Source organism: Mesorhizobium sp. M0208 (assembly GCF_040322015.1).
GTDB lineage: Bacteria > Pseudomonadota > Alphaproteobacteria > Rhizobiales > Rhizobiaceae > Mesorhizobium.
This window is the reverse complement of record NZ_JAMYSP010000060.1, coordinates 1-21,236: the sequence shown is the minus strand read 5'-3', so window position 1 is coordinate 21,236 and position 21,236 is coordinate 1. Positions and strand designations below refer to the sequence as shown.

Here is a 21,236-nt window from a genome sequence, read left to right as displayed (position 1 = left end):
GGCGGAGACCAAGGCGCAATCTCCCCCCTAGAGGGGGAGATGTCCGGCAGGACAGAGGGGGGCGCCGCCGAACGCTTTCGCCCGCCCATTGGTATCTTCAACCTGAGCAACGGCCGTGCCCTCGGCATCGGCCTGCCCTTCGGCAGCATGCCCGCGCAAAAACTCATCGGCCTCACGCAAGAAGCCATCGCCCTGGGCGTCACCGAAATCCGTCTCGCTCCAAGCCGCGCGCTGCTTTTCATCGGCCTGCCACCGGCCGCCTGCCCCCAGCTGCACCAAGCCGCCGCAACCCTCGGCTTTGTCACCGACGCAGCCGATCCGCGCACGAAAATCGCCGCCTGCCCTGGCGCACCCGCCTGTGCCTCCGGCCGCATCGCTACCCGCGACATCGCCGAGATCATCGCTACAGAAAACCGCGACATCCTCGATTCCTCGCTGACGCTGCACATCTCCGGCTGCGCCAAGGGCTGCGCCCATCCCGGTCCGGCGAAGCTGACCCTGGTCGGTGGCGAAAACGGAGCCGGGCTTGTCGTGGACGGGACGGCAAAGGCATTGCCCGCCGGATACAGGCCGGGCTACGACGCCGCGCACGGCATCGGCCGCGTTGCAGCGGCGATCCGCAGCGCAAGACATCCCGGCGAAACCGCTGCCGCCTGCCTAGCGAGGCTCGGCACGGCGGGCGTCGTCAAAGCTTACCGACAGGAATGAACATGACCGCCTACGACTACATCCATGACGGCACGGCGATCTATGAGCGCTCCTTCGCCATCATCCGCGCCGAGGCCGACCTGTCGCGCTTTTCCGAAGCCGAGGCCGACGTCGCTATCCGCATGATCCATGCATGCGGCCAGGTCGAGGCCGCGCGGCACTTCGTTTTCTCGACCGATTTCGTCGCCGCCGCGCGCACAGCGTTGGGCGCCGGCGCGCCGATCTTCTGCGACGCGCAGATGGTCTCGCACGGCGTCACGCGCGCCCGGCTGCCTGCCGGCAACGAGGTAATCTGCACGCTGCGCGATCCGCGGACCGCCGACATCGCGAAAAAGATCGGCAACACCCGCTCGGCCGCGGCGATCGACCTGTGGGGCGAGCGCATGGCCGGTTCGGTCGTCGCCATCGGCAATGCGCCGACCGCCCTGTTTTATCTGCTGGAAAAGCTGCGCGACGGCGCGCCGAGGCCGGCGGCGATTATCGGCATGCCGGTCGGGTTTGTCGGTGCCGCCGAATCGAAAGATGCGCTGGCCGAAAATTGCTATGGCGTGCCTTACGCCATCGTGCGCGGCCGGCTGGGCGGCAGCGCCATGACCGCCGCCGCCCTCAATGCATTGGCGAGGCCGGGCCTATGAACGTGATCGCAAAAGGTCGACTGGTCGGCGTCGGCACCGGTCCCGGCGACCCCGACCTGCTGACGCTGAAGGCGGTGCGTGCGCTGGCCGAGGCCGATGTCGTTGCGCATTTCGCCAAGCGCGGCAACAACAGCAATGCGCGCGCCATCGTCGGTGCCCATTTTCGCCCCGATTTGATTGAACTGCCGCTGCTCTATCCGGTGACAACCGAAATCGACAAGGATCACAGCGATTACCGCTCGCAGATCACCGATTTCTATGAGCAATCGGCCGAAAAGGTCGCCGAGCACCTCAGCGCCGGCAGGATGGTCGCGGTGCTCTCGGAGGGCGACCCGCTTTTCTACGGCTCCTACATGCATCTTCATGTCCGGCTGGCGCACCGCTTTCCGACCGAAGTCATCCCGGGCGTCACCGCCATGTCCGGCTGCTGGTCGGCGACCGGCCTGCCGATCGTCCAGGGCGACGACGTGCTGACGGTGCTGCCGGGCACGATGAGCGAATTCGAGCTGACGCGTCGCCTCGCCGACACCGACGCTGCGGTGATCATGAAGGTCGGCCGCAACCTGCCCAAGATCAGGCGCGCGCTGGAGGCAACCGACAAACTGGCGCGGGCCGTCTACGTCGAGCGCGGCACCATGCCGGGCGGCGTCTCGATGCGGCTGGCCGATAAAAAGGACGACCAGGCGCCCTATTTCGCCATCGTTCTGGTGGCCGGCTGGTCGGGCCGGCCAAGCGCATTGAGAGCCGAAGCATGAGCGGCCGCCTCACCGTCATCGGCCTCGGGCCCGGCAACGCCGACCAGGTGACGCCGGAAGCCAGCCGCGCCGTTGGCGAGGCAAAATTCTTCTATGGCTACAAGCCTTATCTCGACCGGCTAGATCTGCGCCCCGAGCAGACCCGCGTCGCTTCCGATAATCGCGAGGAACTCGCGCGCGCCAGGGACGCGCTGCTGAAGGCTGCGGAAGGCCACGATGTCGCCGTCGTGTCGGGCGGCGATCCCGGCGTCTTCGCCATGGCGGCGGCCGTCTGCGAGGCGATCGAGGCGGGCCCACCCGAATGGCGCACGGTCGACATCGCTATCGTGCCCGGCATTACCGCCATGCTCGCCGTCGCCGCCCGCATCGGCGCGCCGCTCGGCCATGATTTCTGCGCCATCTCGTTGTCCGACAATCTGAAGCCGTGGGATTTGATCGAGCTGCGCCTACTTGCGGCGGCGGGCGCCGGCTTCGTCATCGCGCTCTACAATCCGATCAGCAAGGCACGCCCCTGGCAGCTTGGCCGCGCGTTCGAATGCCTGACGGCGATCCTGCCCGGCACCACGCCGGTGATCTTTGGCCGTGCCGCCGGCCGTCCCGACGAGCGCATCGAGGTTTTTCTGCTGGCCGACGCCGATGCCGCGAAGGCTGACATGGCCACCTGCATCATCATCGGCTCGCCGGAAACCAGGATCATCAAGCGGCGTGACAAGGCCGCGCTGGTCTACACGCCGCGTTCGGCAGCGGGCCCAAGAACATGACCGACCAGAAAATGATCGACCATAGCGGCAAGCGATTCGATGGTTTCGGCCGACGTAACGTCCGGCAACGCCGGCCTACGGATCATGATCACCTCGACACCGAGCGCCCGCGCCGCCGCGATCTTGCCGTAGGTCGCCTCGCCGCCGCTGTTTTTGGAAACAACGACTTCGATGCCACGGCTTTCGAGCAGCGCGCGCTCATCGACCTCATGAAACGGCCCGCGCGCCAAGAGATAGGCCGCGTCGGGCACAGCGAGCCTGGGCTCGACCGGGTCGACACTGCGAATGAGATAATGATGCCGGGGAGCTGCCTCGAAGGCAGCGACCTCCTGCCGCCCGAGCGCCAGGAACACACGGCGCGGCACCGATCCCAAAGCCGTCACCGCGCTGGCAACGGTGTCGACCAACGTCCAGCGATCACCTTCGACCGCCTCCCATCCGGGACGCCTGAGCGCAACCATAGGCACGCCGGTCATGCGCGCTGCTTCCGCCGCATTGGCGGAGATTTGCGCCGCATAGGGATGCGTGGCGTCAATCAGCAGGTCGATCTTGTTCTGGCGGAGATACGCCGCCAGCCCGCCGGCACCGCCGAAGCCGCCGACCCGCACCGGCACCCCCTGCGCGGCCGGGTTTTCGGTACGACCGGCCAGCGACAGCATGACCGAAATATCCGCGCGCGCGGCAAGCTTGCCGGCCAGTTGCCGTGCTTCGGTGGTTCCGCCGAGGATCAGAATGCGGTGGGTCATTATGCCTGCTGAAGCTCCGCGCGGCGCCAAGCTCACCTCAAAGTGGCTTACGATCGTCGGCATCGGCGAGGACGGTGTAGCGGGTCTCGGCGACGAGGCCAAGCGGTTGATCGCTGAGGCCGAGTTCGTCTTCGGCGGCAAGCGCCACCTCGCCCTTGTCGCATCACTGATCAAAGGTGAAGCGCGCGCCTGGCCGACGCCCTTCGATGCCGAGATGCGCGACGTGCTGGCGCTCTCCGGCAGACGCGTCTGCGTGCTGGCCTCCGGCGATCCCTTCTACCACGGTGTCGGCGTCACCCTCGCCCGCAAGGTCGCGGCAGAGGATATGCGGGTGATCCCCGCGCCCTCGGCCTTTTCGCTGGCCGCCTCACGCCTGGGCTGGGCGCTGCAGGACGTCGAGACCATTTCGCTGCATGGCCGCTCGCTCGACCTGATCCGGCCGTTGCTGCATCCTTGCACCCGCATTCTCGCGCTGACCTCGGACAGCGATGCACCGGGAGCGATTGCCCGTCTCATTATCGAACTTGGCTTCGGCGCTTCGCGGTTGACGGTGCTGGAGGCGCTGGGTGGGCCGAACGAAAGGCTGCGCTCGGCGAGCGCCGGCACCTTCGACCTCGCAAAGATCAATCCGCTCAACGTGCTCGCGATCGAAGTTGAATCGACTCCGCAAGCACCCATCCTGCCGCTGACAGCGGGACTTGCCGATCGTTTGTTCGAGCATGACGGCCAGATCACCAAGCGCGAAGTGCGCGCCGTCACCCTGTCCGCTCTCGCGCCAAGGCGCGGCGAACTGCTGTGGGACATCGGCGCCGGATCGGGCTCCATCGGCATCGAATGGATGCTGGCCCATCCTTCCATGCGTGCCATCGCCGTTGAGGCCGATCCGGCCCGCGCCGTCCGCATCCGACGTAACGCCGCGGCCTGCGGCGTTCCCGGTCTCGCCGTCGTTGAAGGTTCCGCACCGCAAGCTCTTGCTGGGCTGGAAACGCCGGCAGCGATCTTCATCGGCGGCGGCGGCAGCGATGCCGGCGTGCTGGAAAGAGCCATCGATGCCTTACCTGCCGGCGGCCGCCTAGTCGCCAACGCAGTGACCCTGGAGATGGAGGCACTGCTGCTTTCCCGTCACGCTGCGCTCGGAGGCGAGCTTACCCGGATCGCTATATCCCGTGCTTCGCCGGTTGGTTCGATGCAGGCCTGGCGGCCGGCTGTGCCGGTCACCCAATGGAGTTGGGCCAAGCCATGATGGTCGCGGGCATCGGCAGCCGCAAAGGTGTCAGCGCACGCGACGTGCTTGCTGCGGTAGAAACCGCACTGGAGGCGCACGGGCTTGCCCTGCCCGCGCTTTCAGCCCTCGCGACCGCGTCTCTCAAGCAGGATGAAGCGGCAATCTTCGCCGCCGGACGTGAACTGCGCCTCCCGGTGATCGTTGTCGAGCAGGACGAACTCAAAGCTGCATCTACGACCAGCCACTCCGACCTATCACAGGAGCATGCCGGCACGCCGTCTGTTTCCGAAGCCTCGGCGCTTGCCGCCGCCGGCAAAGGCGCAAAGCTGCTCGGGCCGCGCACGGTGCTCGGTGCTGTCACCTGCGCCATCGCCATCAGCGGAGATGCGGCATGACCGTCCATTTCATCGGTGCCGGCCCGGGTGCTGCCGACCTGATCACCTTGCGCGGCAGCCGCCTGCTCGGCAGTTGTCCCGTCTGCCTCTATGCCGGATCGATCGTCGCGCCGGAGCTGTTGCAGCACTGCGCGCCCGGAACGAGGTTGATCGACACCGCGCCGATGTCACTCGACGAGATCGAGGCCGAATATGTGGCCGCCCACGCGGCCGGCCATGATGTCGCCCGCCTGCATTCCGGTGATCTGTCGGTCTGGAGCGCAGTTGCCGAGCAGATCCGCCGGCTGGAAAAGCACGGCATCCCTTATACACTGACGCCGGGCGTGCCGTCCTTCGCCGCTGCGGCGGCAGCGCTGCGCCGCGAGCTGACCATTCCAGAAGTCGCGCAAAGCCTGGTGCTGACCCGCATCTCCGGCCGCGCCTCGAAAATGCCGCCCGGCGAAACGCTGGCCGGCTTCGGCCGCACCGGCGCCACGCTGGCCATCCACCTTGCCATCCACGCCATCGACCGCGTCGTCGCCGAGCTGACGCCGCATTACGGCGCCGACTGCCCGGTCGCGGTCGTCTTCCGTGCCTCCTGGCCGGACGAGCGCGTGCTGACCGGCACGCTGGCCACCATCGAGGCGCAATTGGCCGCCGATCCGATGGAGCGCACGGCAATCATCTTCGTCGGCCGCTCGCTGGCGGCGGAAGGCTTTGGCGAAAGTTCACTGTATGACGCGCACTACCAGCGGCGCTTTCGCGGACGGGACGGATTGTGAGCGGCAGCAATAGAAACACTACGGTCGAGCAGGCGCTCACCCGGCTGAACTTCAAACCGCGCCAGCTGGAGCCCGGTCATGTCTGGCTGGCCGGTGCCGGCCCTGGCGATCCCGGCTGCCTGACGCTGGAAGTGCTGGCCGCCCTCGGACAGTGCGACGCGCTGGTTTATGACGCGCTGGTCTCGCCCGCGGTCGTCGCCGTCGCTGAGGGCGCGGAACTGTTCTATGCCGGCAAGCGCGGTGGCAAGCCATCGATGAAGCAGGACGACATTACCGCTCTGCTGGTTCGGCTGGCGCGCGCGGGCCGGCGCGTCGTCAGGCTGAAGGGGGGCGACCCCTATATTTTCGGGCGTGGCGGCGAAGAGGCGCTGGCGCTGGCCGGGAAAACCATCCCGTTCCGCATCCTGCCTGGCCTGACGTCCGGCCTCAGCGCGCTGGCCGCCACCGGCATTCCCGGCACCATGCGCGGCATCAACAAGGCGCTGATCCTGGCGACCGGTCACGCCGCCGGCACCGATGACGACCTCGACTGGGCGGCCATCGCCCGTACCGGCCAGCCGGTGGTCATCTATATGGGCATGGCCAATCTGCCACTGATCGCCGCCTCGCTGCTCGAGGGCGGGCTGGCGCCTTCGACGCCCACCGCGGTGATTGTCGCTGCGACGACACCGCAGGAACGGATCGTCGTCGCCACGCTCGCCACCATTGCGGAAGAGGCAGCAGCCGCCGGTCTGACCTCGCCGGCGCTGATCGTCGTCGGCGGTATTGTCGCTATGCGTGCGGCACTGGCGGGCGAGCCATGACCCGCGCCATCATCATCGGCGCGCCGCGCTCGGGCTCGGGCAAGACCAGCGTCACCATCGGCATTCTGCGCGCGCTCGCCCGGCGCGGCCTGAAGGTGCGCGGCGCCAAGTCCGGCCCGGACTATATCGATCCCGGCTTCCACACCGCCGCCACAGGCTTGTCCGGCATCAACCTCGACAGCTGGGCAATGCCGCCCGCCCTGCTTAACGCACTGGCCGGCGAAGCGACCGAAGATGCCGATTTTATCTTCCTCGAAAGCGCCATGGGCCTGTTCGATGGAATTCCGGCTGCTCCGGGCCGCACCGGCTCGGCCGCCGACCTTGCCCGACTTTATGGCCTGCCGGTGCTGCTGGTGCTCGACGTTTCCGGCCAGTCGACCACGGCGGCGGCCGTTGCCAAGGGCTTTGCTACTTATGACCCCGATGTGCGCATGGCCGGTGTCGTGCTCAACCGATTGGGCAGTGAACGCCACCGCCGACTGTGCGGCGATGCCATCGAAGCGCTCGGCTTGCCTGTCGTCGGCGCTATCCTGCGCGATCCCTCGCTCAACCTGCCCGAACGTCATCTCGGCCTCGTTCAGGCCGGCGAATATGAGAATCTGATGGCGCATCTCGACCGGCTGGCCGATATGGTCGAGCACTCGCTCGACCTCGACGCCATCATGGCTCTGGCGGCGCCATTCACGCCCGCGCCGGGCAATTTCGGCGACGCGCTGCCGCCCCCCGGCCAGCGCATTGCACTCGCCGAGGACGCCGCCTTTACCTTCCTCTATCCGCACGTTGCCGCGCATTGGCGCAAGGCCGGCGCCGAGATCGTCCCATTCTCGCCGCTCGCCGATGAAGCGCCCGGCGACAATTGCGATGTCTGCTGGCTGCCCGGCGGCTATCCCGAGCTCCACGCCGGCCGCCTCGCCGCCGCTGCGAATTTCAGGGCGGGCATGGCGAGGTTCGCCGCCACGCGGCCGGTGCATGGCGAGTGCGGCGGCTTCATGGTGCTCGGCGAGGCGCTCGAGGACGCATCGGGCGAGACGCATCGGATGCTTGGCCTGCTCGGCCATTCGACCAGCTTCGCCAAGCGCAAGATGAATCTCGGCTACCGCGAGGCGCGGCTGCGGTCCGGCTGTCCGCTCGGCAGCCAAGGCACGCTGATCCGCGGCCATGAGTTCCACTACGCGCAGATGGTTGCGACCGGCAATGACGAGCCGCTGGCCGATCTCGCCGACGGGCAAGGCAACCCGCTCGGCGCCTCCGGCTACCGGCGCGGCAATGTCAGCGGCACGTTCTTCCATGCCATTGCGAGGGGCGGATGAAGGCCTCGCAACAGCAAATTCTCGATGATATCGCGCTTTGCCTCGTCTTCTTTACCCGGCTGCCGCTGCCGCGAGCCGACTTCCGTGGCCGAAGCCTTGCCGCTGCGATCTGGGCTGCACCGGTCGCCGGTCTCGCCGCCGCTATGGCCGGTGCGCTGGCCTACGCGGTCGGCACGAGGCTGGGCCTAGCCGGAGGTCCTGCTGCAGCGTTCGCCCTTGCCGCGATCTTGCTTGTCACCGGCTGCCTGCATGAGGACGCGCTGTCGGATGTTGCTGATGGTTTTGGCGGCGGCAAGACCCGCGACAGGAAACTGGAGATCATGCGTGACAGCCGCATCGGTGCCTACGGCGCCTGCGCGCTCGGCATCTCGCTGCTGATCCGCTGGAGCGTGCTCTCTGGATTCGCCGGCCCAGCCCACGTGTTCTTGGCTTTGATTGCCGCGCATGCCGCCTCGCGCGGCCTGCTCGGCGCCTTCATGCACCTGCTGCAGCCGGCCCGCAGCGACGGCCTTTCGGCCGAAGCGGGCACCGTCTCGGCTAAAACAGCTGGCATCGGTGCCGTACTCGGTGCGGTCGCGCTGTTGGCGCTTGGGTTCGGCGCTGCCGTTTTCGCGATCATCCTGCTCGGTCTGTTATTCGCCGCCTTCCGCGCGCTTTGCCTCAATCAGATCGGCGGCCAGACCGGCGACACCGTCGGCGCCCTTCAGCAGCTGGGCGAGATCGCAATCCTGCTCGTCGCTTCCATTTCCCTTTCCTGACTCTGTTTCGGAGATTTTGCCCCCATGCCTTTCAAATCGCTCGATGAACTGCGCGCCGCCTGCCTCGGCCTGCCCATTGGCAGCGACGCCGCGGCCAATGCCGTCGCCCGCCGCCAGGACACGCTGACCAAGCCGCAAGGCAGCCTTGGCCGGCTGGAGACAATAGTCGCCTGGCTGGCGCGCTGGCAGGGCCGCGACATGCCAAAGCTCGACCGTGTCAAGGTCTTCGTCTTCGCCGGCAATCACGGCGTCACCGCGCAAGGCGTGTCGGCCTTCCCGTCGGAGGTCACCGTGCAGATGGTGGCGAATTTCGCCGGCGGCGGCGCCGCCATCAACCAGCTTGCCCGCATCGCCGGCGCGGAGCTGGACGTCATCCCGCTTGATCTGGATCATCCGACCGGCGATTTCACGCAAGACGTGTCGATGGACGACGAGGCCTTCCTCGCCGCTGTCTCGGCCGGCTACGACGCGGTCAGCAAGGACCTCGACCTCGTCTGCTTCGGCGAAATGGGCATCGGCAACACCACGCCGGCGGCGGCCATCTCAACCGCGCTGTTCGGCGGCGGCGCCGAACGATGGACCGGGCGCGGCACTGGCGTCGACGATGCCGGCCTCGTGCGCAAGATCGTCGCCATCGAGGCCGGCCTGAAGCGCCACGCCCCGGCGCTGGCCGATCCGCTGAAGCTCGCGGCGGCCCTCGGCGGCCGCGAGCTTGCGGCGATCTTGGGCGCAACGCTGGCTGCGCGTCATCTCGGCGTGCCGGTATTGCTCGACGGCTTCGTCTGCACCGCCGCAGCGGCACCCTTGGCAGCGCTGCACCCTGCTGGCCTCGCCCACACCCTGGCAGCCCATGTCTCGGCCGAATCCGGCCACCGTCGTCTATTGGAGGCGCTCGGCCTGCCGCCCTTGCTCGACCTCGGCATGAGGCTCGGCGAAGGCTCCGGCGCCTGCCTCGCCGTCAACATCGTCCGCTCGGCATTGGAATGCCACGCCAGGATGGCAAGTTTTGCGGAGGCTGGTGTTTCGGAGAAGTGATCGGATACGGCCTATGAACTCGATCCCCTAAGGCAGCAGCTTCCGTCCGCAATGTTTCTCAGATAAATCTGGTGGGATGAAAAAGTTTCACCCCGCCTACTCTGCTGCGTTTCTCATTGTCGGTAGCGGTGCGCTGATTTCGCGCGGCAGATATTCCAGCTACGGTCCGATCGATTCTCGTCCTTTTCTTGATCTTCTTCTGATGGCTTATCAGCGACTTTTCAGGGGGAAAAGCCGACGTTGATGCTGACAGACGTCAGAGTGCTGACAATGGCATCGCTTTTCGGTTCGGCAAGTTTCTGAGCCGCGTTTTCGGGCGCGGCAATCGCAGCGTTTGATCCAGTCGGCTGCGAGCGCTGCGAGCTAAGAGCACGCCTCGCCAAAGACTATCGGACTCCAAAGGCCAGCCCAAAGTTGATGAAACGAGCGCGGTGAATGAAACCGGCTCGTTCTAAGGTCTTTCCACCAAATCCTGGAGATTTTTGGTGGGTGTGCACAGGATCGAACTGTGGACCCGCTGATTAAGAGTCAGCTGCTCTACCAACTGAGCTACACACCCACACGGCCGGTAAACCCAGCGTTGGCGGGCATATAGCCGCCGCCATCCGCCATGTCCAGCCCCGTGGGATTCATTTCCCGACAAATCGCCGAAGTGCCGAGGTCGTCAAACAAAAAGCCTGCCTTCAGCCACCTTCACCGCATGGCCGCCGATGCGAGCGGCGGCCAGTTTGCCGCCGTCGACATTCAGTTCGAGGCGAATGCGCGAAGGCCGGCCCATCTCCAGCCCCTGCTCGATCCACAGTTGTGAAACGCCGTCTGTCGGGCCGTCGAAATGCATGATCGCGCCGGCGAACGCGGCCGCCGCTGATCCGGTCGCCGGGTCTTCGTAGGACGGATTGCCGGGCACCATCATGCGGACATGGAAGGCACTGTCATGGTGCACCGTCTCGCGGCAATAGACATAGGGGCTGGCGAAGGCCCATTCGCTCTTGCGTGGTGCCAACTCCGACCACGCCTGGTTGTCCAGCCTGATCCGGGCGGCCGCCTCCAGATTGGCGACGGGGATGGTCACGTAGGGCACTCCAGCCGACCAGAACGAAACGCGGTGGTTCTCGAAGCCGATCTCGTGCGGCCCAAGGCCAAGGGCCGCGCCGATCGCCTCGGGAGCGGCCGACAATTCCAGCTGCGCCGGCAGTTTCGCCAGGTCGAACTCGGCAAAGGTCGAACCATCGTGCTTGCTGACAGCGCAGCGCACCGGGCCGATATTCTCCTCGAGCACGAAGATGCCGGCGGCCTCTCCCGCCATTTCGGCGAGCGCTATCGCCGAGCCGACGCTCGGGTGGCCGGCGAACGGCATTTCATAGTCGGGTGTGAAGATACGGATGCGGGCCCGATGCTTGGGATTATCAGGCGGCAGCACGAAGACGGTTTCGGACAGGTTGAACTCGCGCGCCACCGCCTGCATCGCAGCAAGGTCCAGCCCGTCGCTGTCGAGCACCACGGCCAGCGGATTGCCCGCCAGCCGGTTGGTGGTGAATACGTCGTAAAGTAAGTAATTCCGCGGCTGCATCTCAGTAAGTCCTCTGCCTCATTCCCAACATGGGCGAAATTTAATTTGAATTTCGAACCATAAGGCCTGATTTGTGCACTGATGGGAAATCACTGAACATAGGGGGCCGGCGTGGACCAGATTGTCAATCTGCCAAAGACGGAATCCGCTTCCGCCATCGAGACGGCGCTCGGGCTCGACCACCAGGGCCTGAAGACAAAACGCCGTCGCGGTTGGTTTTACGCGCTGCTTGCGCTACTCGCAGTGGCCGCGGGTGTCGTCGGCTACCCCTGGTATGCGGGCTCGCCCGCCAAGATCGAGTATACCACGACACTGGCCGCCATGGCCGACCTTACCGTCGCGGTTTCGGCTACCGGCACGCTGCAGCCCCTCACCCAGGTCGATATTTCCAGCGAACTCTCCGGCGTCGTCCGCTCGGTTTCGGTCAACGAGAACCAGCTGGTGAAGAAGGGCGATGTGCTGGCTGCGCTCGGCACCGCAAAGTTGGAGGTGCAGATCGAGCGCGCCCAGGCCTCCGCCAAGGCAGCGACGGCGAGCGTCGAGGACGCCACTGTGACCCTGGCCGAAAACGAAAAGGCGCTGGTGCGCGCGGCACAACTCACCAAGCGCGGCATGGCGACGGACCAGTCGCTCGAAGCGGCAACCGCCACGCGCGACCGCTCGAAGGCGGCGCTCGATATTGCCAAAGCCAACCTCGCCATGGCCAGTGCCGATCTCAAGGCGCAGCAGACGGATCTTGCCAAGAGCACCATCTACGCTCCGATCGACGGCATCATACTGACGCGCTCGGTCGATCCCGGCCAGACGGTCGCCTCTTCGCTGCAGGCGCCGGTCCTGTTCGTCATCGCCGCCGATCTGAAGAACATGGAGTTGAAGGCGGCGGTCGACGAGGCCGATATCGGCGCCGTCAAACCCGGCCAGCATGCGCGCTTCACCGTCGATGCCTTCCCGGAACGGCCGTTCGACGCCGAAATCCGCGACATCTACTATGCCTCAGTCACCACCGACGGCGTCGTCACTTACGATGCAAGGCTGGATGTCGACAATAGCGAGCTTCTGTTACGGCCCGGCATGACTGCCACCGTCTCGGTCGTCACCAAGCAGGCCAAGAACGTGCTCACCGTGCCATCGATCGCCTTCCGCTACCGGCCGGCGCAGACGGCGGAGCGCGGCTGGAGCCTCACCGACGTGTTCACCGGCCGCATGGGACGCCCCGGCGGCAACCGCCAGCGCCAGGCAGCGACGAAGCCAAGCGACGGCTCGCGCACGCTTTACGTGCTGGAGAATGGCCGGCCGCATCCGGTCAACGTCAGGGTCGGCTCGACAGATGGCGAACTGACCGAGATCGTTTCCGGCCTGGAGGAAGGCGCACAAGTCATTACCGCCTCGCAGCAGCGGAGCTGATCGTGGCATCGGTCGCGACCACGCTCATAGGCTTCGACAAGGTGTGGAAAAGCTATGGCCAGGGCGAAGCCCGGGTGCATGCGCTGGCCGGCGTCGACCTCGCCATCAGACGCGGCGAATTCGTCGCCATCATGGGCCCGTCCGGTTCCGGCAAATCGACGGCCATGAACATCATTGGCTGCCTCGACACGCCGACCGCTGGGACTTACAGCTTCGAAGGCATCGATGCCGGCCGTCTCGACCGCAACCGCCGCGCTCAGCTGCGCAATCTCTATGTGGGCTTCGTCTTCCAGGGCTATAATCTCTTGCCGCGCACTACGGCGGCGGAGAATGTCGAACTGCCGCTGATCTACCGCGGCGTTGGCGCCCGCGAGCGTCGCGGCCTTGCCATGCAGGCACTTGCCGAGGTTGGCCTTGTTGGCCGCGAGCATCATACGCCAGCCGAGCTGTCCGGCGGCCAGCAGCAGCGCGTGGCGATCGCCCGCGCCATCGTCACCAAGCCGACGCTGCTCGTTGCCGACGAGCCGACCGGCAATCTCGACACCGCCCGCACGCACGAGACCATGGAGCTCCTGACGCAGCTGAACAGCGAGCTCGGCCTGACCATCGCCATGGTCACGCACGAAGCCGATGTTGCCGGCTATGCCCAGCGCACGATCCGTTTCCTCGATGGCCATGTTGCCTCGGATACCGCCAATCTCGAGATGGCCTAGCCATGATCTGGGAAACCGTCCGCCTCTCGCTCCGCTCCATCCGCCGCAACGTGCTGCGCTCGTTCTTGACGCTGCTCGGCATCGTCATCGGCGTTGCCGCCGTCATCGCCATGCTGACCATCGGCTCGGGCACCACCGAGAAGGTCAAGTCCGATATTTCCAAGCTCGGCAGCAATCTGCTTGTCATCCGTTCCGGCCGTCCGGCGGGGCCTGGCGGCCCTGGAGGGCTCGACCAGGTGGTCCGGCCTCTTGCCTACAAGGATCTCGCAGCGCTTGTCGCGCATCTGGACGGCGCGCGCGCTATCGCGCCGGCGTCGCAAAAGCAGGTGCGCGTCATTTTCGGCACCGAAAGCCTGACCTCGGGCGTCACCGGCACCGACAGCGCCTATCTCGATGCCCGCGACTGGAAGCTGGTTTCGGGCCGCCCGTTCAGCGATTCGGAAACCCGCTCGGGGACCGGCGTCTGCCTCATCGGAGAGACGGTGCGCCAGCAGTTCTTCGGCGCCGGTGACCCCGAAGGCGAGATCATCCGCGTTAACCGCACCTCCTGCAAGATCATCGGCTTGCTCGAACCGAAGGGCTATACCGGCTTCGGCCAGGACCAGGACAATGTCGTGCTGATGCCGCTCGCCGCCTATCAGCGTCGCATTGCCGGCAATCGCGACATCGAATCGATCTATGTCGCCGCCGACGACCGTACGCCAACCACGGTGCTGCAGCAGCGCGTCGAGGACATCTTGCGCGACACACGCCGCATCACGCCCGACCGAGACGATGATTTCTCGATCCGCGACATGACCCAGATCGCCGATGCCATGGCCAGCGCCACCACCACCATGACTGGCATGCTCGGCGCCGTCGCCGGCGTCAGCCTGCTCGTCGGCGGCATCGGCATTATGAATATCATGCTGGTGTCGGTAACCGAGCGCACGCGCGAGATCGGCATCAGGCTCGCCATCGGCGCCCACGAAAAGCACATCCTCATCCAGTTCCTGGTCGAGGCGACGGTGCTGTCGCTGCTTGGCGGCATCATCGGCATCCTGATCGGCCTGGCATTGGCCGGCCTCGCCTCGCTGACGCTGACGATCCCGTTTGCGCCAAGCCCGGCGGTCATCCTGCTTGCGGTCGGCTTTTCCGCGCTGATCGGCATGGTGTTCGGCTTCTTCCCGGCGCTGCGCGGCGCACGGCTCAACCCCATCGACGCGCTGAGGCATGAATAGAGCGTTGCAGCAAATGTCGCCTCGCGACGCTGCCAATTTTATAAGCAACCTGCCCTTGTCGCAGGACAATCTGCAATGATAACAATGCTGTTGGGGACTAAGGGGGAACAATGGATGAGCAAGAGAGGGCGACTGGCTCTGGCGATGGTGATCGTCGAAGCCGCATTGGCAGGGCTTTGGTGGAATTTGATCCGTTATGGAATGGATAATCCCGATCGCGTCACAGCTGACTTCCAGCAGGTAATTGGGCAGACGATGGGAACGGCCATGGGGGCACTCCTGGGTCTCGGCGTACTGCTGTATTTTGTCGCTGCCCGCAGCGACCGCAAGGCTATTGAAGGCAGGTCGCGACGTTAGAGTCGGAATCCTTGCGCGAAGTGCCATTCGATCAGCGGTCTCATATGCGGCATCAATCCGTCCGGCAGGTCGGCTGCATTGCGGATGATCACAGGACCTTCGATTTCAGGCTCTGACTCGGCCGCGACGAAAGCGCGGATCCGCTGTGCCAGGTCGTCGGCGGAGGCCGTCTCGCGGTAGCGGCGAAAGATCACCGTGCCGCTTGCCGTCGACAGGGCGTAGTGGCGCCTGCCGCGTGTCGCGCCTGATAGGTCGAGGCCGGTTTCCTCCCGTACCTCGCGGATCATGTTGAAGTCGACGTCGACAAGGCCGTCGCGGAAATCGGTTGGCTCGAACGAGCCGGCGGCGAAGTAGATGCGCCCGGCATTGACCGTATGCGGCGCCATGCGGATCGCCACCAGCGCATTGTCGCCAGCGACCAGCAAGGCGTGCGCGTAGGCATGTTCGGCGCCAGGCACCTGTCTATTGCTGCGCCAAAGCATGAAGGTCGAATACCGCACCGCATGGCAGCGGCCGACGAGGCGATTGTCGCGGTAGCTGAGTGCGGAAAGCAGCACCACAGTGCCGTCGAAAAGCGCCGGCTTCGATGCGGTCTCACGCCGCCAGTTCGCCGCGATCGCCTCGGCATTATCGCGCTCGAATGGATGCGGGCCAGGATCGAGCCTGACGTCGATGGCATCGACCGGCAGGATGACGTTGCGCGGCAGGTCGAAACTCACGCCTGTCTCACGCCATGTCGAGGGCAATTGCTACCGGGCAATGGTCGGATGCCTTCGGCCGGTCCCACCCGGCGCGTGGGAAGCGCTCGACCTCCTGGCCTGCCGGAAATATGGTGCGCCAAGGCTGCCCGTTACGGATGATATCGGGAACGGCGGTGGCGTTCTGCCTGGCTAGCGCCCTCGACAAAAGGATGTAGTCGAGTTGGCAGAGATGCCGCTCTTCCGGTCCGCGCGTGTGATAGAAAGTCCAGCGGTCCATTTCCGGCCGCCGCTCGACCGCGTTTTCGCAAAAACCGCCGGCAGTGAGCACGTCGATGCAGGACCGGGTCTCGTCGATCACCTCGAAGCGATAGCCGTCGAAAACATCGCCAGTGATCTTCACGCGCTGCCGGTAGTCGTTCATGTCGCCGCAGATTGCCCAGCGCTTGTCGGCGGCATGGTCCTTGCCGAAGCGCTCCTCGATGATCCGGCGCACCGCCTGCGCCTCGGCGATGCGCAGCGGCATTGTCGCCTCGCGGCCGTCGAGGCCGTTACGGGGCGAGCCCATCGACTTGAAATGCACGAGATAGAGCGTCAACGGCGCGCCAGCCACGGTCAGATCGATTTCCAGGCAGTCGCGCCGGAAGATGCGCTCATTGGCCTGATGTCCAAGTGCTGCCAATTCCGCCGTGTGCAGCCCGAATTGCTCGAACGTGACATAGGCGTAGCTGGTCATGCGCACGAATTCGATCGGCTGGCCCTGCGCGGTCTCGTTGCGCATCATCACGGCGACGTCGATGCCGCGCGAATCATTGCCGGCGGTGGTGTATTTCTGCCGGTAGCCTTGCCCCACCATCTTGAACAGATAGCCATATTCGAATGCCCTCAGCGCCTCGATATTGTCGACCTCCTGCATGCAGATGATGTCGGCGCGGGTGGCCGCGATCGCCAGCGCCGTCAACTGCCGCGTGTCGTCGGACTGCGCGATGGCCCGCGCCTGCTCGAGCATCTTGTATTCGGCCTCGCTCTGAATGTCGAAAAGCGCCAGCGTGCGATCTTCGTTGAGCTGATTGCGGTATCCGGAATAATCAAACCTGTTCATCAGGTTTTCGACGTTGAAAGTGGCAAGGCGCAGCGACATGGCTTTGACCTTTGCCCGCAAGCGCGCCCGAAAACAAGGGCGCAGAAATCAGGCGGCTCTGCTTGATCGCGCGCTCGCTATGGCTGACGGAACCTTTTTGTTCATCTTCCGTTCAGATGGAAAGTTCCATCAATAGGCCCTTCCCCGGGGTATTCTGGGCGTGGGGCCTGAATCTTCGGAGAGTGCGATGAAACCGCTCTTTTTATCTTCTGTCAGATCCGGGCTGATGGCCCTCGGTCTGATCACCGGCCTCTCGTCCCCCTCGCTTGCCGGGCCAATACCCAAACCTCTGCTGCCGGTGGCGGGCAATGCTGCCGACATCGTGCAAATTCGTGAAGATTGGGCAGGCGGCAATGACAGGCAGATCTGGCGTTGGCGCAATCGCGGCTTTCGGCAATGGCACGGCGGCGACGATTGGAGATGGCGGTCCCACAATTTCCGCGGCCGTCATTTTTCGAGACACTGGGATAATGGCGGCTGGGACGACAGCTGGCGCTGGCGCCACCATCGCCGCCATTACCGCGGCGGCTACTATGATGATGGTGCGGGTGCCGCGATTCTTGGCTTGGGCCTGGGGCTCGGCCTTGGCAGCCTGTACAACAGCTACAACTACTACGACGCGCCGCCACCGCGCCGCTATTATCGCGCAGGGCGGCTTTCCAGTGCACATGTCCAATGGTGTTACAATCGCTACCGGTCGTACCGCGCCTGGGACAATACCTTCCAGCCCTATTACGGGCCGCGCCAGCAATGCTACTCGCCCTATAGGTAAGCAGGCCGACAACAAGCATCGTTCGGCGCCGTGCTTCGCGGCGCCTTTTTCTTCCAGCCAGGAACCGCGAACATCTCCCAGTCCCGACTGCTGATAACGCTATTTTTATCAGGCAGGTCTAATAATCCTCCCGATCAGAACGCCCGAGACGCGAAAAATGGCTGGATTGCGTGCGATGGCCGAGGACGAACAGAGGGACAAACGCCGGCAGCGCGTCTTGAAGGGCGCAACGATCCTGACCGGCATGACCAATTCCGAGGTCACATGCACGCTGCGCAACATGCATGCCGGCGGCGCCGAATTGAAGGTCTCGATCGACGCGCGCGTGCCCGATGAGTTCCTGCTCTATGTTCCGACCGACGGCATCGCCTACAAGGCCGTGGTCCGCTGGCGCCGCGAGGACCGCATCGGCGTGATGTTCACCGGCACCCAGCCAAAGCCCAGTTGGCATTACGGCTGATATCTACCGGCGCTATCCGGGTGGCAGGACTTGCAGTGTCTGCTCGTCAAACAGCGGCTCATCCTGGCCGACGCGAACGAATAGCAGCTTTCGCAGTTCGGGTGATTGCACCTCGAAACACTGAATGCCGTCCGGGGCTTCGCCCCATTCGCCGCAAGGCGGTTCGCCGACCTCGTCAGGGTTGGCGACGGTCTTCAATTCCTCACGATAGGCGGCATCGGGACTGAAAACATACCGGAGGATGCGCGCGGGCGTCGCCCCTTCGGTGTAAGGCATGAGCACGCAACGTGTGCTGATGGCTTTCTCGGTCTTCTGCGTAAAAATGCGCCGCAACGCAGCATCGGCGGCCTCGCCAGGCAGCATATCGAAGACTTCGACGACGGGATCGGCCGAACCGCCATCGCTGTATTTGATGGCAAGAGCATTGCCGCCAAGCTCGAAATGAATCCGGCGAAAACCGAAATCGCAGCGCTGTACCCAGGCAGCCAGCCCGACATCCCTGTCCGCCAACCGTTCCCAACTGCATTTGTCGACGGGCGGACGCGACGGCGTGCTTTGGTCGGCACGAGCCCCCGGGGCCATGGCCACAAGGACCGACAGGGTGCAGATGCAGGCCGGCAGTCTCTTGTTATTCATCGCTGCAACCCGTCAAGCTAAAGGCGTCCCAGGCCGAACCGTCGGGATTGGCTTTGGCGAAATCGGACCATTCGGTAAAAATCGCGCCGAAGTCAGGCAACAGCAACCCTGCCGGTGCCGGCGAAGTTTCGCGGGAACTCAGCTGCTCGGCACCGCCTGCACTGAACGCATAGACCTGCCCGTCCCACACTCTGCACAGTCCGGTGCCGTCCTCAAGACCCGCCTCGCGATCGTTGTCGGTGCAGGTGTGCCGGATCGTACCCACAGGAAACGAGTACTTGCCATTGGTCCAGGTGATGTCCGACGGCAGACGAAGGTCGGTGTTGGGCACGATCAGCGAAAAGACCTCGGTCGTCAGCGCAGCCGGCTCGTTGTCTGTGGGCCGGAACTGTATCGTCGCTCCCGAACGCGGCTCGCGATAGGTCGCATGGCTGAGCGAACATTCTGTTGCGTTCGCTGTTTGCGACAGGCTCAGCATGCTCAGAAAAACAGCTGCTGCCTTGCGGATGATCATTTAAGTCCCTGGAGCAGCATCATTGTGAAGTCTAAGCATCAATGCTTTAGCATGGCCCGATGTCATGGTCGAAAGAAAGAATCGATGATCCGAAATCTCTTGATGCTCATTTCGATCTCAACATTTTCGTGCGGCAGCGCCTTTGCCACGGAACCCTATGTCGGCACATGGTCCCGGGACAGATCGAACTGCACCGCCGTTGCGGATGTTCAACGCCAGACTGTCTACACATTGTACCGCGATGCGCTGTCGGTCCCTGCTCTCGGCTGTGAACACGCAATGTTTCTCAAGACACCCACGGGTTGGGTGGCGCCGGCCAGCCAATGCTACGGATCCGACCCGTCGGCGGAAGAGCCGTTCTCCCGTGTCATCCATATTGTGGTCGACGGGGCGACGTTGAGACTGACATGGCCGGGCTACGACAGCGGAGTTCTTGTCAGATGCTGAAGACAAGTGCCCTTCCTCTGGATCTACAGCGTCGAGGACGGCAGTTTCAGCCTTAGATCACCCCGACAAGCAGCGCGGCTCCACCTATGAAGCCAACTGCGCAGACCCACAGGAGCCAAAGCCCACTCACCCTGCATTCGAGAACCGCGGCAGCCGGATTGGCGGGATCGTAGTGGACCTCGACCTTGTCGCCCTCGAGGTAGCGCCGTGATTGACCGCTGACGAGGCTCGGCAGCGAAGCCGTCACGTTTGCGCCGAAAGCGATGCGATCGGCGGCGTAGCGCTGGCCGGCGACGCTATAGCTGTAGACGATGCGGGATTTGAAGACTGTTCGCCAGGGCCGATAGCCGCCTCCGGACCTGTCGCGGGTCTCAAATTTCTGCAGGCCCGAGGCGTCGATGCGTCCTGCCGTGATGGGCCATTTCGCCGCCTGTTCCGCTAGTGACTTCTGGGCGAAGCCCATGCGCAGGACAAACAATCCCATGAACAGCAGCAGGGCCGCGGCGCCGAGGTTCTGCGGCTTGGGCAAAAACGGCCGGATCGCTTCCAGGGCGCCGCCGACGGAGAAGACCAATACCAGCGCGCCAACCACCAGCCCAGCCGAAAGCTGGACCATGAATTTGAAGGAACCTTCGGGCATGGTGCGTTCGATCACGGCCTTGGCTGGATCGGCCGGATTGTAGAAGACGGTTACGCCAGAGCCGTTTGGAAATTTCGCAAGGGTTTCCGCCACGGCAAAGTTTCCAAGGTTCTCCTGCACGCTGTAGTGCGAACTGCGAAATGTCTTGCCGTTCACCTTGTATTCGAAGGTGATCGCCGGGAAGTTGCGCATTTCGGTCGACCCTCTGCTGTCCGAACCGGATCCCGAACTGGTCACCTCGCGAGCCTCGACCCGCGACGAGACGATCTTTCCCAGCGTCGGAGACCAGCGGCTGACCGCCCTCACCTCCCACCACTTCAGGAACGTGACGAGGGAGAGCATGCCGGCAACCGCGCAGGCAAACCCGACCAACAGAAATTTGAGTTCCAAGTCTCAGCCCCCTTTGGCACTTCTGTGCCATGCCCCGCACAGGCATACCACGGTGATGAGGATAATGCGCCTGTCCACAAGCGTGGGAACCACACAATCTTTATGCGAAAAGGCCGGCGGATCGCTCCGCCGGCCTTTCTTGATCGGCAATGAAATTGCGATAGTTCTTGGCCTTGTCGACCAGCTTGTTTTTGGAAATCCCCCGCGCGCCCGCAGCGCGAAGCCTGAGGACGCGCAACGAAACGAATGTGGATTTCCTTCAGTTCTTGGCCTTGTCGACCAGCTTGTTTTGGAAATCCCCGCGCGCCCGCAGCGCGAAGCCTGAGGACGCGCAACGAAACGAATGTGGATTTCCTTCAGTTCTTGGCCTTGTCGACCAGCT

Annotated in this window: 26 protein-coding genes and 1 tRNA gene; 19 read left to right on the top strand and 8 right to left on the bottom strand. The window is 64.4% G+C overall.

Annotated elements, in window-relative coordinates; translation table 11 throughout:
* The 4 genes from NKJ17_RS31775 to NKJ17_RS31760 form a co-directional block, all read left to right on the top strand.
* Positions 1-708, top strand: a 708-nt coding sequence (locus NKJ17_RS31775) for a 4Fe-4S domain-containing protein (protein WP_502906592.1), incomplete at its 5' end; no start/stop codon positions are given.
* Between the two features lie 2 nt (positions 709-710).
* Positions 711-1,343, top strand: a complete 633-nt coding sequence (locus NKJ17_RS31770; protein ID WP_352691660.1) for a precorrin-8X methylmutase — start codon at positions 711-713, stop codon at positions 1,341-1,343.
* Positions 1,340-2,098: a precorrin-2 C(20)-methyltransferase gene (locus tag NKJ17_RS31765; protein ID WP_352691658.1), complete on the top strand. Its 759-nt coding sequence runs from the start codon at positions 1,340-1,342 to the stop codon at positions 2,096-2,098. Before NKJ17_RS31770 ends, NKJ17_RS31765 begins: the two co-directional genes overlap by 4 nt.
* A complete protein-coding gene (locus NKJ17_RS31760) occupies positions 2,095-2,859 on the top strand; it encodes a precorrin-3B C(17)-methyltransferase (RefSeq protein WP_352691656.1) in 765 nt (254 codons plus the stop codon). Before NKJ17_RS31765 ends, NKJ17_RS31760 begins: the two co-directional genes overlap by 4 nt.
* Here NKJ17_RS31760 and NKJ17_RS31755 read toward each other — a convergent pair.
* Positions 2,823-3,605, bottom strand: a complete 783-nt coding sequence (locus NKJ17_RS31755; protein WP_352691655.1) for a cobalt-precorrin-6A reductase — start codon at positions 3,603-3,605, stop codon at positions 2,823-2,825. The two genes, NKJ17_RS31760 and NKJ17_RS31755, sit on opposite strands and share 37 nt — an antisense overlap.
* Position 3,606: 1 nt before the next feature.
* On the opposite strand from NKJ17_RS31755, the gene cbiE reads away from it, so the two are divergent.
* Genes cbiE through cobT form a run of 7 tightly spaced genes read left to right on the top strand, consistent with a single transcriptional unit; the run spans position 3,607 to position 9,892 of the window.
* A complete protein-coding gene (gene cbiE / locus NKJ17_RS31750; RefSeq protein ID WP_352691653.1) occupies positions 3,607-4,848 on the top strand; it encodes a precorrin-6y C5,15-methyltransferase (decarboxylating) subunit CbiE in 1,242 nt (413 codons plus the stop codon).
* Entirely contained in the window at positions 4,845-5,225 is a 381-nt protein-coding gene (locus NKJ17_RS31745; protein ID WP_254818091.1) for a cobalamin biosynthesis protein, read from the top strand. Before cbiE ends, NKJ17_RS31745 begins: the two co-directional genes overlap by 4 nt.
* Positions 5,222-5,986: a precorrin-4 C(11)-methyltransferase gene (gene cobM / locus NKJ17_RS31740; RefSeq protein ID WP_352691652.1), complete on the top strand. Its 765-nt coding sequence runs from the start codon at positions 5,222-5,224 to the stop codon at positions 5,984-5,986. Before NKJ17_RS31745 ends, cobM begins: the two co-directional genes overlap by 4 nt.
* Complete coding sequence (gene cobA / locus NKJ17_RS31735; RefSeq protein WP_352691651.1) at positions 5,983-6,789, top strand: uroporphyrinogen-III C-methyltransferase; 807 nt, start codon at positions 5,983-5,985, stop codon at positions 6,787-6,789. The genes cobM and cobA overlap by 4 nt, the downstream gene beginning before the upstream one ends.
* On the top strand, positions 6,786-8,099 hold the full coding sequence (locus NKJ17_RS31730; protein WP_352647041.1) for a cobyrinic acid a,c-diamide synthase CobB: 1,314 nt from the start codon (positions 6,786-6,788) through the stop codon (positions 8,097-8,099). The genes cobA and NKJ17_RS31730 overlap by 4 nt, the downstream gene beginning before the upstream one ends.
* Entirely contained in the window at positions 8,096-8,857 is a 762-nt protein-coding gene (locus NKJ17_RS31725) for an adenosylcobinamide-GDP ribazoletransferase (RefSeq protein ID WP_352477536.1), read from the top strand. Before NKJ17_RS31730 ends, NKJ17_RS31725 begins: the two co-directional genes overlap by 4 nt.
* 24 nt (positions 8,858-8,881) lie before the next feature.
* Positions 8,882-9,892, top strand: a complete 1,011-nt coding sequence (gene cobT / locus NKJ17_RS31720; RefSeq protein WP_352477534.1) for a nicotinate-nucleotide--dimethylbenzimidazole phosphoribosyltransferase — start codon at positions 8,882-8,884, stop codon at positions 9,890-9,892.
* 483 nt (positions 9,893-10,375) lie between these two features.
* Here the strand turns inward: cobT and NKJ17_RS31715 are convergent.
* Both NKJ17_RS31715 and NKJ17_RS31710 read right to left on the bottom strand, forming a co-directional pair.
* A tRNA-Lys gene (locus tag NKJ17_RS31715) sits at positions 10,376-10,451 on the bottom strand.
* A gap of 105 nt (positions 10,452-10,556) precedes the next feature.
* Positions 10,557-11,462, bottom strand: coding sequence for a PhzF family phenazine biosynthesis protein (locus NKJ17_RS31710; protein WP_352691650.1), 906 nt, complete (start codon positions 11,460-11,462; stop codon positions 10,557-10,559).
* Between the two features lie 111 nt (positions 11,463-11,573).
* Here NKJ17_RS31710 and NKJ17_RS31705 point away from each other — a divergent pair, with 111 nt between their 5' ends.
* The 4 genes from NKJ17_RS31705 (at position 11,574) to NKJ17_RS31690 (ending at position 15,156) form a co-directional block, all read left to right on the top strand.
* Complete coding sequence (locus tag NKJ17_RS31705) at positions 11,574-12,866, top strand: efflux RND transporter periplasmic adaptor subunit (protein WP_352691649.1); 1,293 nt, start codon at positions 11,574-11,576, stop codon at positions 12,864-12,866.
* 2 nt (positions 12,867-12,868) lie between these two features.
* On the top strand, positions 12,869-13,579 hold the full coding sequence (locus NKJ17_RS31700) for an ABC transporter ATP-binding protein (protein WP_352691648.1): 711 nt from the start codon (positions 12,869-12,871) through the stop codon (positions 13,577-13,579).
* A 2-nt stretch (positions 13,580-13,581) separates the two neighbouring features.
* A complete protein-coding gene (locus NKJ17_RS31695; RefSeq protein WP_352691646.1) occupies positions 13,582-14,799 on the top strand; it encodes an ABC transporter permease in 1,218 nt (405 codons plus the stop codon).
* A gap of 114 nt (positions 14,800-14,913) precedes the next feature.
* The gene (locus NKJ17_RS31690) at positions 14,914-15,156 is read left to right on the top strand and encodes a hypothetical protein (RefSeq protein WP_352477528.1); all 243 of its coding nucleotides are present in this window, start codon (positions 14,914-14,916) and stop codon (positions 15,154-15,156) included.
* Here NKJ17_RS31690 and NKJ17_RS31685 read toward each other — a convergent pair.
* Positions 15,153-15,875, bottom strand: coding sequence for a hypothetical protein (locus NKJ17_RS31685; protein ID WP_352691645.1), 723 nt, complete (start codon positions 15,873-15,875; stop codon positions 15,153-15,155). The two genes, NKJ17_RS31690 and NKJ17_RS31685, sit on opposite strands and share 4 nt — an antisense overlap.
* Before the next feature lie 7 nt (positions 15,876-15,882).
* Positions 15,883-16,995: an endonuclease/exonuclease/phosphatase family protein gene (locus NKJ17_RS31680; RefSeq protein WP_352509641.1), complete on the bottom strand. Its 1,113-nt coding sequence runs from the start codon at positions 16,993-16,995 to the stop codon at positions 15,883-15,885.
* On the opposite strand from NKJ17_RS31680, the gene NKJ17_RS31675 reads away from it, so the two are divergent.
* The 3 genes from NKJ17_RS31675 (at position 16,994) to NKJ17_RS31665 (ending at position 18,227) form a co-directional block, all read left to right on the top strand.
* On the top strand, positions 16,994-17,131 hold the full coding sequence (locus NKJ17_RS31675) for a hypothetical protein (RefSeq protein ID WP_254820699.1): 138 nt from the start codon (positions 16,994-16,996) through the stop codon (positions 17,129-17,131). The two genes, NKJ17_RS31680 and NKJ17_RS31675, sit on opposite strands and share 2 nt — an antisense overlap.
* Positions 17,132-17,182: 51 nt before the next feature.
* Positions 17,183-17,767, top strand: a complete 585-nt coding sequence (locus NKJ17_RS31670; RefSeq protein WP_352509639.1) for a BA14K family protein — start codon at positions 17,183-17,185, stop codon at positions 17,765-17,767.
* Positions 17,768-17,942: 175 nt separating this feature from the next.
* A complete protein-coding gene (locus NKJ17_RS31665) occupies positions 17,943-18,227 on the top strand; it encodes a PilZ domain-containing protein (RefSeq protein WP_352691662.1) in 285 nt (94 codons plus the stop codon).
* A gap of 12 nt (positions 18,228-18,239) precedes the next feature.
* Here NKJ17_RS31665 and NKJ17_RS31660 read toward each other — a convergent pair whose 3' ends face one another.
* The 3 genes from NKJ17_RS31660 to NKJ17_RS31650 all read right to left on the bottom strand — a co-directional run bounded on the left by NKJ17_RS31660 (position 18,240) and on the right by NKJ17_RS31650 (position 20,854).
* Positions 18,240-18,863: a hypothetical protein gene (locus NKJ17_RS31660; RefSeq protein WP_352691644.1), complete on the bottom strand. Its 624-nt coding sequence runs from the start codon at positions 18,861-18,863 to the stop codon at positions 18,240-18,242.
* Positions 18,856-19,377 (bottom strand): hypothetical protein, encoded by a 522-nt coding sequence (locus NKJ17_RS31655; protein ID WP_352691643.1) that lies wholly within the window; start codon positions 19,375-19,377, stop codon positions 18,856-18,858. The genes NKJ17_RS31660 and NKJ17_RS31655 overlap by 8 nt, the downstream gene beginning before the upstream one ends.
* Before the next feature lie 499 nt (positions 19,378-19,876).
* Positions 19,877-20,854 (bottom strand): DUF3592 domain-containing protein, encoded by a 978-nt coding sequence (locus NKJ17_RS31650; RefSeq protein ID WP_352691642.1) that lies wholly within the window; start codon positions 20,852-20,854, stop codon positions 19,877-19,879.
* 167 nt (positions 20,855-21,021) lie between these two features.
* On the opposite strand from NKJ17_RS31650, the gene NKJ17_RS31645 reads away from it, so the two are divergent.
* Positions 21,022-21,236: hypothetical protein (locus NKJ17_RS31645; protein ID WP_352691641.1), on the top strand; the 215-nt coding region annotated here is incomplete at its 3' end.

Coding starts and splice junctions, on each gene's coding strand:
- NKJ17_RS31725 (WP_352477536.1), top strand. CDS start 8,096: ATGAAGGCCTCGCAACAGCAAATTCTCGATGATATCGCGCTTTGCCTC.
- NKJ17_RS31680 (WP_352509641.1), bottom strand. CDS start 16,995: ATGTCGCTGCGCCTTGCCACTTTCAACGTCGAAAACCTGATGAACAGG.
- cobT (WP_352477534.1), top strand. CDS start 8,882: ATGCCTTTCAAATCGCTCGATGAACTGCGCGCCGCCTGCCTCGGCCTG.
- NKJ17_RS31765 (WP_352691658.1), top strand. CDS start 1,340: ATGAACGTGATCGCAAAAGGTCGACTGGTCGGCGTCGGCACCGGTCCC.
- NKJ17_RS31655 (WP_352691643.1), bottom strand. CDS start 19,377: ATGATCATCCGCAAGGCAGCAGCTGTTTTTCTGAGCATGCTGAGCCTG.
- NKJ17_RS31690 (WP_352477528.1), top strand. CDS start 14,914: ATGAGCAAGAGAGGGCGACTGGCTCTGGCGATGGTGATCGTCGAAGCC.
- NKJ17_RS31710 (WP_352691650.1), bottom strand. CDS start 11,462: ATGCAGCCGCGGAATTACTTACTTTACGACGTATTCACCACCAACCGG.
- cobM (WP_352691652.1), top strand. CDS start 5,222: ATGACCGTCCATTTCATCGGTGCCGGCCCGGGTGCTGCCGACCTGATC.
- NKJ17_RS31760 (WP_352691656.1), top strand. CDS start 2,095: ATGAGCGGCCGCCTCACCGTCATCGGCCTCGGGCCCGGCAACGCCGAC.
- NKJ17_RS31755 (WP_352691655.1), bottom strand. CDS start 3,605: ATGACCCACCGCATTCTGATCCTCGGCGGAACCACCGAAGCACGGCAA.
- cbiE (WP_352691653.1), top strand. CDS start 3,607: ATGCCTGCTGAAGCTCCGCGCGGCGCCAAGCTCACCTCAAAGTGGCTT.
- NKJ17_RS31670 (WP_352509639.1), top strand. CDS start 17,183: ATGAAACCGCTCTTTTTATCTTCTGTCAGATCCGGGCTGATGGCCCTC.
- NKJ17_RS31665 (WP_352691662.1), top strand. CDS start 17,943: ATGGCCGAGGACGAACAGAGGGACAAACGCCGGCAGCGCGTCTTGAAG.
- NKJ17_RS31745 (WP_254818091.1), top strand. CDS start 4,845: ATGATGGTCGCGGGCATCGGCAGCCGCAAAGGTGTCAGCGCACGCGAC.
- NKJ17_RS31695 (WP_352691646.1), top strand. CDS start 13,582: ATGATCTGGGAAACCGTCCGCCTCTCGCTCCGCTCCATCCGCCGCAAC.
- NKJ17_RS31730 (WP_352647041.1), top strand. CDS start 6,786: ATGACCCGCGCCATCATCATCGGCGCGCCGCGCTCGGGCTCGGGCAAG.
- NKJ17_RS31660 (WP_352691644.1), bottom strand. CDS start 18,863: ATGAATAACAAGAGACTGCCGGCCTGCATCTGCACCCTGTCGGTCCTT.
- NKJ17_RS31770 (WP_352691660.1), top strand. CDS start 711: ATGACCGCCTACGACTACATCCATGACGGCACGGCGATCTATGAGCGC.
- NKJ17_RS31675 (WP_254820699.1), top strand. CDS start 16,994: ATGGCTTTGACCTTTGCCCGCAAGCGCGCCCGAAAACAAGGGCGCAGA.